The 12,577-nt window shown below is 39.8% G+C and carries 13 protein-coding genes; 5 read left to right on the plus strand and 8 right to left on the minus strand.

The window, feature by feature from the left end; translation table 11 throughout:
• Positions 1 to 94 precede the first annotated feature (94 nt).
• Together IV514_RS14450 and IV514_RS14455 are read left to right on the plus strand one after the other, a co-directional pair.
• The gene (locus IV514_RS14450) at positions 95 to 562 is read left to right on the plus strand and encodes an iron transporter (protein ID WP_206485994.1); all 468 of its coding nucleotides are present in this window, start codon (positions 95 to 97) and stop codon (positions 560 to 562) included.
• Positions 563 to 681: 119 nt separating this feature from the next.
• Entirely contained in the window at positions 682 to 1,254 is a 573-nt protein-coding gene (locus IV514_RS14455) for a TlpA disulfide reductase family protein (RefSeq protein WP_206485995.1), read from the plus strand.
• A 127-nt stretch (positions 1,255 to 1,381) separates the two neighbouring features.
• Here IV514_RS14455 and IV514_RS14460 read toward each other — a convergent pair whose 3' ends face one another.
• The gene (locus IV514_RS14460) at positions 1,382 to 2,020 is read right to left on the minus strand and encodes a tetratricopeptide repeat protein (RefSeq protein WP_206485996.1); all 639 of its coding nucleotides are present in this window, start codon (positions 2,018 to 2,020) and stop codon (positions 1,382 to 1,384) included.
• Positions 2,021 to 2,192: 172 nt separating this feature from the next.
• Between IV514_RS14460 and ccsA the strand changes: the two genes are divergently transcribed.
• Positions 2,193 to 3,035 (plus strand): cytochrome c biogenesis protein CcsA, encoded by an 843-nt coding sequence (gene ccsA, locus IV514_RS14465; RefSeq protein ID WP_206485997.1) that lies wholly within the window; start codon positions 2,193 to 2,195, stop codon positions 3,033 to 3,035.
• Between the two features lie 63 nt (positions 3,036 to 3,098).
• Here ccsA and IV514_RS14470 read toward each other — a convergent pair whose 3' ends face one another.
• The 7 genes from IV514_RS14470 to IV514_RS14500 form a co-directional block, all read right to left on the minus strand.
• Positions 3,099 to 3,392: a c-type cytochrome gene (locus IV514_RS14470; protein ID WP_206485998.1), complete on the minus strand. Its 294-nt coding sequence runs from the start codon at positions 3,390 to 3,392 to the stop codon at positions 3,099 to 3,101.
• Between the two features lie 345 nt (positions 3,393 to 3,737).
• Entirely contained in the window at positions 3,738 to 4,826 is a 1,089-nt protein-coding gene (locus tag IV514_RS14475; protein WP_206485999.1) for a c-type cytochrome, read from the minus strand.
• A gap of 89 nt (positions 4,827 to 4,915) precedes the next feature.
• A complete protein-coding gene (locus IV514_RS14480; RefSeq protein ID WP_206486000.1) occupies positions 4,916 to 5,902 on the minus strand; it encodes a hypothetical protein in 987 nt (328 codons plus the stop codon).
• A 28-nt stretch (positions 5,903 to 5,930) separates the two neighbouring features.
• Positions 5,931 to 8,291, minus strand: coding sequence for a multiheme c-type cytochrome (locus IV514_RS14485; RefSeq protein ID WP_206486001.1), 2,361 nt, complete (start codon positions 8,289 to 8,291; stop codon positions 5,931 to 5,933).
• Positions 8,291 to 9,349 (minus strand): 6-bladed beta-propeller, encoded by a 1,059-nt coding sequence (locus tag IV514_RS14490; protein ID WP_206486002.1) that lies wholly within the window; start codon positions 9,347 to 9,349, stop codon positions 8,291 to 8,293. The genes IV514_RS14485 and IV514_RS14490 overlap by 1 nt, the downstream gene beginning before the upstream one ends.
• 14 nt (positions 9,350 to 9,363) lie before the next feature.
• Positions 9,364 to 9,750, minus strand: coding sequence for a c(7)-type cytochrome triheme domain-containing protein (locus IV514_RS14495; protein WP_206486003.1), 387 nt, complete (start codon positions 9,748 to 9,750; stop codon positions 9,364 to 9,366).
• Entirely contained in the window at positions 9,747 to 10,334 is a 588-nt protein-coding gene (locus IV514_RS14500; RefSeq protein ID WP_206486004.1) for a c(7)-type cytochrome triheme domain-containing protein, read from the minus strand. The genes IV514_RS14495 and IV514_RS14500 overlap by 4 nt, the downstream gene beginning before the upstream one ends.
• A gap of 403 nt (positions 10,335 to 10,737) precedes the next feature.
• Between IV514_RS14500 and IV514_RS14505 the strand changes: the two genes are divergently transcribed.
• Positions 10,738 to 10,962 (plus strand): hypothetical protein, encoded by a 225-nt coding sequence (locus tag IV514_RS14505; protein WP_206486005.1) that lies wholly within the window; start codon positions 10,738 to 10,740, stop codon positions 10,960 to 10,962.
• Positions 10,963 to 11,124: 162 nt separating this feature from the next.
• Positions 11,125 to 12,558 (plus strand): PAS domain-containing sensor histidine kinase, encoded by a 1,434-nt coding sequence (locus IV514_RS14510; RefSeq protein ID WP_206486006.1) that lies wholly within the window; start codon positions 11,125 to 11,127, stop codon positions 12,556 to 12,558.
• The last annotated feature ends 19 nt before the right edge of the window (positions 12,559 to 12,577 follow it).

Consider the following 12,577-nt stretch of genomic DNA (forward strand, 5'->3'; position numbering starts at 1 on the left):
GAATATTAAAAGTGTAGTTTTACTGTTGTCATTATTGACAATCATTAATGTCAGTGCCAATCAGACGCAAAAGGACAGTTTCATAAGATATGGTATGGAAATTAGAGGCATGTATATTCAACCTGTACTTATGTCAGAAGAGATGGATATGTCGGCCATGAAGCATGAAATGCCAATGAATATGGATGAGATGGAGCATGAGATACCAGAAGGTGCTGATATTCATCTGGAGTTAAGAGTTTCAGCAACAGACGATAATCCATACAATTTTAAATCTGGTGCCTGGATACCCTATTTGAAAGTTGACTATAGAATAGAAAAAGAAGGTGATAGCTGGTTTTCTTCAGGTCGCTTAATGCCTATGGTTGCAAACGACGGCCCTCATTATGGTAACAATGTGAAGTTAAACGGCATTGGCAAGTATTCAATCAAGTATCGCGTGACAGCTCCTGATTTAATGTTGCATATGGATAAAGAAACTGCACCGAAAAAATGGTTTAAACCCTTTATTGTTTCTTGGGAATTAACCTACTTAGGTACGGGGAAAAAAGGCGGTTACTAACACTAGCTCAGCGATGTGATCGTGAGTGGGGGTAAGTTTTTTGATTAGGGATTACCGTAACTTTCGCGACACGTTCTCGTTATTTACACAATTTTTATAAGCAATAGGGGACACTTTCAATGATGTTTAACAAGTACTTCACTCTTGTCTGCTTTTTATGTGCGTTCCCTTGTTGGGCAGATCACGCAAAATCAGAACCGAGTGATGGCACGGTAGCGAGTTTTATTGACGTTACTCCGGCTAAATACCTGACACCTGTCGATTTTTATAATCAACAGGGTGAGGCAATTAATTTTGCTGATTTTAGGGGAAAAGTGCTACTGGTGAACTTATGGGCAACTTGGTGTGGCCCTTGTTTGAGAGAGCTTCCGTCTTTACAGCGCCTGGCTAATAAACTTGCCGGAACAGATTTTAAATTGCTTGCAATTTCGATTGATCAAGAAAAAACCAGCAGTGAAATTTATGCCTTTTATCAACAGTTAAATATCACGGCGTTAGGTTTTTATGTTGATTCAAAACAGCAACTTAGCACGATACTACCAACAGATGTTGTCCCAGCAAGCTTTATAATTAATCGTCAAGGAAAGGTGGTTAGTTATATGCGTAGTTTTGCTGATTGGGATGCTCCTGAAGCTAGCGAGATGATTTTAAGTCATATAGGGGCCGTCCCCTATGCCCGACCAGCAATATAATCAACTTAACAAATCGGTAATGGTGATTGTTCAAGAGTAACCATTGCTTACGGCCAAAAAGCGAACCGCGTAAAAATAACGGCGGCAGCAATCAAATGTTGCAAAAATTATTTCGTTATCTGAACCATTATTTTTTGTCTTGTGATTCTTGTTCAGACTGCCAATAGGCTAATGCAGCTCTGGCCTTGGCCACATAAGTATCATCCTTTCTTAAATGGAGATAGGATCTCATCGCTCCCATGGCGATATCATAATCTCCTTCTTGTTCAGCTACCAATGCCAAGCCGTAATAGGCGTTAGCTTCTTCAGCCCTAATTGTTAAAGCATAGTTAAATGATTTAACCGCTTTTTTCAGCTCGCCTAGGCCTAGCATAGCAAAGCCTAAGTTCGTATGGGCCTCTGGTAAATTAGGGTGACGCGCTAGCACCTTATGAAGAAGGGTGATCGCTTGTTGAAAGTGTCCTATTTGTAGCAACTTAGCTGCATCAGCAAATTGCTGCTGATTAAGTAATTCTTGTTGTTGTTGACTATGCTCGGTAGGGTCTAGTTTTGCGAGCGCCACATTTGTCGTTTGGCCTTCAGTTGATTGCCTTTGCTTAACCTGCATATAACTTGGTATTGTTGCATTTTCGCTATAGTCTTTATTGTCGCCAATAACCCAGCTGTCAGGCACAAACGACAACAACACTCCCCCTAATAAAATTACTAGAGTGATAACTAATACTGCGAACGGTCTATTATCGTTTCGTTGTTTAGGCTTAACCATTAAATACCTTAAAATATGAACTTTATATTATAAATACCAAAGATCTATAGTAATATGCGCCTAGCATTGACACATTCAGTGCGCTCAAGAATAGCAAAGCTAACTATTTGAATGAAGCATTTTTAATGCCGTTACCTTAGGTCACAATCAATAAAAATTTGATAGGCGTATCATGGATACTTGGTTAACTACATTGTCTTCACACCACAATGAATTACTCTTTTTATGGGCCGCATTAGTTTTTTATGTCTGCTCTGGTAGCCTTTCAATAATTACCACTATCGTCTGGCGGCAAATACCTCCCGTTATTCCTTACCTGAGTGTTTTAGGGTTTAGCTTGCATACCCTAGCCATAGCATTGCGCTGGTACCGTGTTGACCACGGACCATTTGTTACTATGTTTGAAATTTTATCTAGTAACATTTGGAGTTTTACGCTTATTTGGTTATTTTTTTTCTGGCGTATCAAAGAAATTCGTTTTGCTTTAGTGATTGCACAACCCGTGCTTTTTATGATGATGGCATGGCTTTTACTGGCACCCTCTCAGGAAGCAGTGTATCCGGCAACCTACCATACAATATGGTTATATATCCACGTCGGTTTTGGTAAGGTATTTTTGGCTCTTTTTTATCTGGCCGTTGCGTTATCTTCATTAATTCTCCTCAGAAAAATTAGAAAATGCAGGCTTTGGTTTAGTCAACTGCCTGCCGATGAAAATTTAGCCGTTTTAGCGTTTAGGTTTGTTGCTGTTGGCTTGATTTTTCAAACGCTTATGCTGATTGCTGGGGCTATTTGGGCTCAAGATGCTTGGGGAAGATACTGGGCTTGGGATTCTCTTGAAACTTGGTCCTTTATATCTTGGCTGCTTGTTGCATTATTACTTCATGCTAGAGTGACTTGGAAAATAAAACCGGATGTCAGTTCCATAATGATCATCATTGTCTTTATTGTTGCTTTTGTCACTTTTTTTGGTGTGCCGTTTATTTCTATGACACCGCATCGAGGGGTAGTTTAATTCAGGGGAAAAAATAAAAAGCCCTGGGTTGGGGACAGGGCTTTTGCATTTAGGATAGAGACGTTATTTGGCCATATGTTCAATGGCTGCTTTATAGTCTTCATCACTACAGTCATTGCACATGCCGCCAGCAGGCATGGCATTCAAACCATTTTTGACACTTGCCAGAAGAGCTTCTATACCTTTAGCTTTTCGAGCCTTCCATGCCGCTTTATCACCAATTTTTGGGGCATTGGCCGCACCTACCGCATGACAGGTCGCACACGATTGATCGACAATTTTTTTACCATCTGTTGCATGAACTGCAGTCGACAGTGTTATGGATAACGCAACCCCTATTATTGCTGTCTTTAACATACTATGACCTTACTACTTTTAATTAAATACCATGATGAAAAACTTCACCATTTAACACTTTTAATGTATTAAACGCTTGGAGATACAAGCAATTTAATGCAAATAGTAATAGCAAGTTGCAAGCCAATCATATGAAAATATTGTTGCTTAAAAGCCCTTTATTTTGGCCTTTCAACCAAGATAATGTCATATCTGTACAGTCATACATCACTAAGTTCTCAAATACGAGAAAACAGGCTTAATTTTGAGAAAAAGTTTGTGATAATGGTAAGGTTTAACAGTGAGATCTACAGGCAATGATTGAAATGAGCAGGTCTGCGTTTGAAAATTAGTTTGCTCTCACAACTATTTGTTTTTCCAACCTCCTCTTGGCTTAAATTTGTAATAAAAATTGGCTGGCTTGTTAATTTCTCTTTCAATGCCAACATCAAATTCAACGGCTAGGGTTCTAATATATATAACTAAAGCCGCAATCTCTTCGTTGCTTAACATATCTCCCCAACCCGGCATGATATTGCGGCCGTTTTCGATGCTTTTCTTTAACGTCGCATTACTTTTTTCTAAGCGTTCTCCCAGAGCAAAGGATGGCGAGTTGACATAGTAAGCAATTCCACTAAAGCCATGACAGCCAGCGCATACCTTTGCGTATGTTTTAGCTCCTAAGGATATGATATCACTCGAATTATGATCGATAGTGGTAGGTTGATTGACTTTGCTGAGCTTAAAACCTGTTCGAATATAGAGTAGGACATTTTTTTGATGCTCTTCCGTCAAAATCTGCTTCCACGACGGCATATTATTTTTACCTTCCCTAATACTCTTAAGCAATTGTTCATCACTTTTTTCCAAGCGATCTAGCTGTGCAAAAGACGGAGATAAGTTAAAAGTAGCAATACCGTTGAAACCATGGCAGCCAGCACAGAATCCTCGGTATATTCTTTGGCCATTTTCAAATGGCGAACCACTAGTAAAATAATCAATGTTATTTTCAACTTTAGTTAAGTGCTCATTTAAATCAACATCTGGTAAGGCACTGCTTGCTTTTGATAACCACAAATTAGACTCTTTAGCATCAAAATAATATTCGGGAATACGAATTAATGCTCTTGCATGAAAAAGCCCCAAGTTTCTTTGTGCCCTAATTTCTCCATTTTCGGCTGCTAAATGGAACCAGTAATGTGCTTGATCATAATCTTGTTTAGTTGCTTCTCCGAAAAAACTCATATAGCCAATAAAATTTTGAGCTTTTGGATCTCCTGCTAGCGCTTTTACTAAAAACTTTTGATAAGTTGTTTTGAAACCTTTGATGTTTACAAGTGCAGAGTTGGCAAGGGACGCTTTTGGAGTCATCAATATCAGAGTCAACAACAAGATAAATAGCGCTTGATAGAAATTATCCCTAATGTTCATTGTTAAATCTTCGTCTAAAGTCATGCGAATTTGCCGTCATTGGAATTCTTGTAAAAGCCTGATACCCAGCAATTAAAGTGCCGAAATAGCGAAGGAAAGGGGTAATTAGTTTGTCAAACTGAGCCCGTTGGTGCCAACCAGCTTTTGCGAGTAAATTTTTGCCAGAAAAACCATGAAAGACAAAACACTGTTAATAATGCACAAGCCAATAGATAAGACTTGTATGGATCATAATGAACTTTGAAGCCCATCCAAGTTCTCAGTCCATGATAAGTTAGGGTCCCATCTGATAAAATTAACTGTTGCCCTGCTCTTAATTTATGTCGGTCTTCACCTGCCCGAATAATTAGGTAATGATTCTCTGGAGGCGTTAATTGTATTGGTTTTCGCTCTGCTAACAGATCATCCTCTGGCTGCAACATAAACCACAACTCATTCTTGCTGTTTGGTGGTTGCCATGTGTTTGTCTGGCTAAACTCATTAAACAAAAATGGTGGAAAGTTTAATGTACCTGTTTGCTGAACCAAGCCAGCGTTGCTTTTATCTTGCCAAGAAAATAGGGCGGAATAGCCAACATTACGGGTCACATAGAATCGATAGTGATTAACCACCAATGGTTGATGCTCACCAACTACCAACTCTCGAACGCCTATATCAGTGTTAGCCAATACTCGGCTACGAATTTTGGTAATAGCTACATAAGGAGTAAATTCAAGCTGAACCGCTAGATTAGTAAAATCCCCTTGCTTTAGGGAGTAGTGATGAAAAATGCCTTGGGTTTGACCATCTAGCATCCCTGTGAACTCTTCCCCTTCATTAAGTTCTACCCAACCATCCAGATAGGTCAACCGGCTTAATGCAACTAAAATCACGGTAGCTAACAGCGTCAGATGAAAGAGTAGTAGAGGAAGATTTTGTTGAAATGCTTTATTACTGATTATTGCGGCAACTAAATTAGCACTTAGCAAGCTAAGGGGGAAAGACAGTAGCTTGGGATATGACAATTGACCATTATAAGCAATCATAATTGCTAATAGCAGCAATATCAGCAATAAAAAAGTTAGTTTTAGTGAAGCTAAATATCCTAGCAATGTACGCATGTGCACCTAGGACTCTTGTGATGAGTTGTTAGTCGCATGTATTTTGCATCCAATCGCGGCCATTGTCACTGCCTGACTTTCCACAATCACTCTCTCGCCATTGACCACTTTTGCGCCAGTTTAGTACCCTTAAGTATGCATTACGATAATATGGACCGTTAGTGAATGCATTACCAGACACATTTGTACCTTCCGGTTGCCCACCTTCAGGGCCAACATCATTTAGGTTGACTAAAAATGCTTTATTTTTCCAGCCATGAGGTAAAGCAACATGACACATGGTACAGCGTAAAGCATCCCTTGGAGAAGCATTGCGAATTTTATCCGAGTGTAGTGCATGGCCTTCGCCCTTGTCGGTATCAAAGCCTGAGTTTATTCCGCTTCGATAAGCCGTATTATGACATCTAAAACATAGTTGATCTGTTCCTGTACTCCCAGAGGTAGCACCATTCCAGTCTCCTTTGAGGATAAAGTTATTTGTCGAGCCATGCGGTCCCCAAGGGTTACTACCCGTTGGTGTTGTTGTTCCATTGGCGGTATTGTTACCATGACAGTCACTGCAATACATGGTTTGCGTACCAACTGAAGATCCATTCCAAGGGGGGAGCCAGTTGGTACTTCCCGTACTGCGAATTGAGGCGGTTCTTCCCGTTGGCCCCATAACCGGATGCCAAGATCTATGGTTGTTCGTTTCCCATCCGGGAGCGGTGACTTCACCTCGATGGGAGAGGGGTGCCTGAAATTCCATCGCCTGATTGGTTAATTGTGTTACACCATTAGTATTAGCAGGAGTACCTCCACCTGATTGCCCTAAACTTGGTGGCGTTGTACCAAAACCATAATTGGAATGACAACGTAAACAAATTTGATATTCTCTGGTTACCCAAGTTGAGGATGCAGACTCACTTGCACCTGGACTTGGCACGCCTTTCTTTTCAACAAAACTAATGATCAAATCAGCGGCATTATGGTCGGGCTCAAACTTTTCACTCGTATAAACAGGCTCAACCCCTGTCGATCCTTTTAGCGCCCCAGAGGCAATATTAGTGTGTCCGGTATCATGTCTATGCGTTCCGCTACTTTCAGAACCAACATCATTAAATTTGTCCGACTTCATCACACGATGTGGATTATGGCAATCAGTGCATTCCACATGACGATTCAGTAAGTTCGTACTGCCTAAGTTCCCACGACTTTCCGTGAAATCTTTATCGGCAATATTATGAATTTCAGTTTTTTGTTGATCGGCATTTGTGATCGGCATATGACGTGTTGAGTTAAAATCACTATAAATATTGGGTACATTATTCGACGTTGAAGTGAGCACACTTTGAGATTGTGGTCGATGGCATTGGTAACAGGTTTCTTCTATGGCGGGGTTACCACTGGTTTTTGCTGTTGTTACTCCGCCAGTACTATCTACGCCTTCTCTTAACAGGCGTCTTGAGCCATCAACTGTGTGGGTATCGTGACAATTTAAACAGCCAGCTTGCCAAACTTTAGTATTTGCTGGAAATTCTCTGAGTGCGGCTGCGTTGGCTTCATAGGTTTCATTAGCATCAACACTATTTGCGTGAACAGACATCGCCCATGCCTGATTCGCTTTATCATGACACGCCAAACAAATTTGATCATTGGTTTCGTTAAACGCTCCACCTGTTGGTGTCGTTTTTTGTAAACGATTACCTCTTAAGAATTTACGATTTGGGTCATTCGGATCATATAAATGAGGATCATGACAAGTCGTACATTGAACCTTACCATTTTGTGTAGGAAATTGTGGATGGTTTCCAGGGAGACGATCGCCTATATGATCGGATGTGTTCGGGTCTCTTAATTCACCATCATTACTTGCTAAAGTTGGGTCATAAGTAAAAGAGATGGGGTGATCATTGGTTAAATCTGTGCCCAGGTTTCGAGTGAAGCCTGTCGTGGTTCCCTCTCCTGCAGGCATAGTTCCATCTGGTTGAGTTCCTGCCATTGGAATAACGGGATTAGTTTGGCCGTTGGCGACGTTGACAGAGCCAATGGCCAGAGTACCGTCATGGCATGATAAGCATAACTTTGAACTGCCTCCGGGAGCGGAAGACATGTCGGTACTGTCGATAGACAAAGAATCATACATAGTATAAGAAGCTAATGGACTCAGCTGTCTATTCCATAGTGGGGCTTCTTGTTCTTCAGTGGCACCATGGGGTGTATGACAAAATACGCAAACTTGCGATTCTGTTGTCGCTTTTACCGAGTTGCTCGCTGTGGTCGAAAAGTTATGCTTGGTTTGTCGAATGTTCGATTCTGTCGCGGCCTTACCATCAAGAGTAATTATAAGGAGCGAAACAATGAACCCGACGAAGAACAATGTGCGCTTATCATATCTAAAAGAATTCACTAATTGCCACCTAAGAAATGAAACATGGAAATTCGTCCATTCATCATATCTGCCACGTAGACCCTGTCTTGATTATCGATCCATATGCCACTTGGCAGGTAAAACTCTCCAGCGCCATGACCCGCCCCCCCTAAAGGTAATAAAAATTGCCCTTGTTCATTATAAACCAACATATGATCAAAATATGATTCGATGATATAGATATTACCTTCTGAATCAGTGGCTACGCCTTTAGGTCGAGTTAAATTGCCAAGCTTCATTCCTCTTTGCCCATAACTATGGAGCAAAGTAGCTGCTTGACCATCAAATCCAATAAGCTGTACTTTGGCTGCTAACGTATCAGCAACTAATAACCCCTTAGTATGTGCAGCTAAATAGGTTGGGGCGTTAAAGGATATTTTGTTGTCTCTGTTGTTACCAATAAGCCTTAATAGCTGTCCATTTTTGTCAAATACTTTTATATCATCATTTTCCGTATCGCTGATATATATTTCTCCACGTTTCTCAAGCCAAACAATACCAGTAGGCCTTGTTAGCGAATTATGTGCTATTTTGCCAATTGGGACTCCGTTTGCATTCAGACGGACAACATAACCCAGTTCAGAGTCAGCAACTAGTAATTCATTTGCATTGATAACAGCGACGCCGACAGGGCTAATAAAGTGCTTTGTATCTCCGGCATTTTTCCATAACTCTAATGTGCCTTTGACCGTATCTATAGCAAAAATCCCCTGATGGCTGACATCTGAAATATACAACTTACCCTTATTATCTCCGATGATACCTTGCGGCCTTTTCAGGTTTAGAGGAGGCTGATCTATTTCTCCGGTTAAAAATGACCATATTCTTGAAAATGTACTTTCTTGCTGATTTTTTATTTTTGATAAATTACTTTCGCCATAGATATCTCCCAGATATATGTAATAGGGTTTACTATATCCTCTCGGCCAGGCATGCGTGACATCTTTTGACTGTTGTGCCAGTTCAAAATGACGCTTTTCAACTGAACCTGTTGAACTACAAGAGAAAACTGATACCGCTAAAACAAATGTTAGCAAGTATCTTAAGGTAATTACCAAACCGATGGACCTCCTGTTTTGTGTCCTCCTCTAATGCCACTTTTTAAGCCGGGTTTTCCTGAATGGCAAAGGTCGCAGCGATCAATATTCCACGCTATTTCCCCATTGTGGCACATACCGCAATATTGCCCATCCATAATCTTCATCATATTAATATCGTTGGCACCGACTTTCATTTCAAAGCCTAATTCAGAATGACACACCTTGCAGCGAAAGCGAACACGATGAAACCAATGGGGAAAAATCACCGGACGCATATCGTTTGCTTCCGAATATTTATTTAAAACAACATCTGCATATTCTGCATGGCTTTTTTGCTGCGACATAAAAGATAATATCAGGACGCAAAATATCAATGCTCTTTTACATATACTAGTCATTTCACCACCTTTTGCTCAGTGACTGGCGCGTATTTTTTACCCGGTACTGGTTGTGCACCAGGTTTTCCCTTAAAGGTTTTACGACTTTCACTATGACACCTTCGGCATTCGGTTAATGGAAAGGCAACGGCACCATGGCAACGGCCACAGTATTCTCCAGCCAAGATAGCAAACATGTTGACAGGGTTTCCTCCTGCTTTTTTCTTAAATAATTGATCATGGCAATTAGAGCAATCTAACCATTCCGTATGCGCTTTATGAGGAAAACGTACCAAGGGCATTTCTCCTGTAGCCTCCATGATAATATCTAAATCCAGAACATTGATATCAGTTGTCTCAAACAGTTGGCTTCGAGGATTAATTGCTTCAGTTTCTAAAGCCCTTACCCAGTCTACTTGGTTACCTATGCTAGCAAAGTCAGGAGGAGTGCCTTTGAAAACATCTTCAGGGTTTTGGAGTAATGACACGGATGCATTGTCTAGATCATGATTTCCATCTTTTATAATTTTTAACCACACCCTATCGTCAGCCCAAAGGCTGGTTTGAAGTAGAATTAACAGTAAACAAGATAATATTTTAAACAATCGATGTTTATCCTATACAGATCGTAGCTATCAAGTCATAAATAAAGCAAATAACTTACCAAGGTGACCAACTACGGTATGTCAGTATTAAAGGGCTTGTTTCGCTCGGCATACACAAGAATTCTTAAATAAAATTCTCAAAATTAAGAATCTCACGTTTTACTCTATCAATAGTGAGAAAATAGATGAGTTTTTCGCCGTTGTTTTTTAGCAAGTGTGGAGTAAAGGCATACAATGTTGCTAGTGTTGTGGAAAAAACATTCAAAAAACAATGTATTACTATGGTGATACTGAGTAAATACTTTATTGTCACTATGTTGGCGTACTAGTTGCTTTGTTTAGCTTGTTTTTAATGAATTGAGCTCGGTTAACCTTTTTCAAATAAGTCGTTGGAGTTTTTACCATGAGCATGGCTATGCAACGTGAATTAAAGCAAAATAATACATTCTTGGATATTTGGAATACTCTTTCACTCAGCCAAAAGAATATCATTTACAAATTAGGTCAATCGGGTTGGCAGTTAGATTACTTAGCCTTTGATCATAATTTACGTTGCGCCAAAATCATTCATTATAATGGGAGATACGGACGTGTTAACTTTATGGGTGAAGTTGAGTTTGATGACTAGGATTGAGTGAATAGGCGATGCATCATATCTGAATCTATCTTGCCTATTTTACGATGACTTTGGGCTTTGTTGTTGATAGAGCTATATCCAAAGATAGATTAAGTAAGCTGACCGAAGTTATTCACTTTCCTAAATACCTTAGATTATATGATTTAGTGACTTATGACTGAAAAAAAATTTTCTGAAAAAAAGACCATATTTTTTTGCTTACTACTTTGTAGTTTGATTTTTGCCATAGACCTTAATATTCCCCTTGGAGTTGCGGCAGGTGTTCCTTATGTCACTGTTGTATTGTTATCACTAAAATTAAAAAACAGTAATTTAACCGTGGCATTTGCAATTCTCTGTATTCTGCTCACTGTATTAGGGTATTTTTTATCGGTTGAACTTGGCATTCAATGGATGGTGCTTTCGAATCGAGCGCTAGCAATTTTTGTTATTCTTGTAACTGCAATTTTAGGTATACGTTTAAAGAAAACTAAATCTAAACTTGATGAACGTATAGAACAATTTCATGTGCTGACAGAGCAATCGCCAATCATGTTATGGCAAGCTAATAAACTAGGACATTGGACGTTTGTCAGTCGTGGTTGGACAGCCTTTACAGGCAATGATGCTAATCGAGAGCTAAACATAGGCTGGTTAGAAAGTATTCATCCCAAAGAGCGCGCTTTGGTTGAATATACTTATCAAAAACTCGTTGATAATGCTCATCCTTTTCAACTTTCATGTCGGTTAAAAAGCCAAAACAATGAGTATCGCTGGATTACATTACAGGGCAATGCTTGTTATTCCAGTCAGCAAGAGGTTACTGGTTTCTTAGGTACAGCAGTTGATATTAATGACAGCAAGGAAACTGAGTTGTTGTTAGAAGAAGCTAGGCAGAAATATTATCATCAAGAGAAAATGGCTTCTTTGGGCACTCTCGCTTCAGGGATCCTCCATGAAATAGGCAACCCGCTTGCGAGTATTATAGGGCTGTTGAACGAGGTACAAGTCGTCATTAAGTCAGAGCCACTGACAGCAAAAGATAAAACAAAGATAGATAACTTTTTAACCATGATATTCACCGAATTGAACAGGTTAACTCGGATTTCTCAAGATGTGAGTAGTTTCTCAAATATGACATCAGGGGGAGATAATTTCATTAACCTTAATGATTTAATCGAAAGAACGTGTAGATTAGTGCTTCATGATGAAAGGATGTGGCAAATAAAATTAACCATAGATCTTGATAAAAATATACCAGCGATAAAATTAGCTGATGATAGATTTATTCAAGTTTTACAAAACCTTATTAGTAATGCAATGGATGCCTGCGAGCAAGATACTACAAATGCATCCATAAAAGTGAGCTCAACAGTAAAGGATAACAATATCATCATATCGGTCAAAGATAATGGAAAAGGTATGAGCCCCCACATATTAGCGCAAGCAGGGCAGGAGTTTTTTACAACCAAACCTAAAGGAACGGGGTTGGGCTTATCAATATGCTATTCACTGGTCAACAAAATGGATGGTCAGCTAAGTGTGGCGTCGAAAGAAGGGGAAGGAAGCGAATTCACTATCACCCTTCCAACGTCCGCGAATGGGTAACTAGTTATTATAAGTAGAG

The sequence above is a fragment of the Thalassotalea sp. G2M2-11 genome (assembly GCF_017168195.1).
In the GTDB taxonomy this organism is placed as follows: Bacteria; Pseudomonadota; Gammaproteobacteria; order Enterobacterales; family Alteromonadaceae; genus Thalassotalea_E.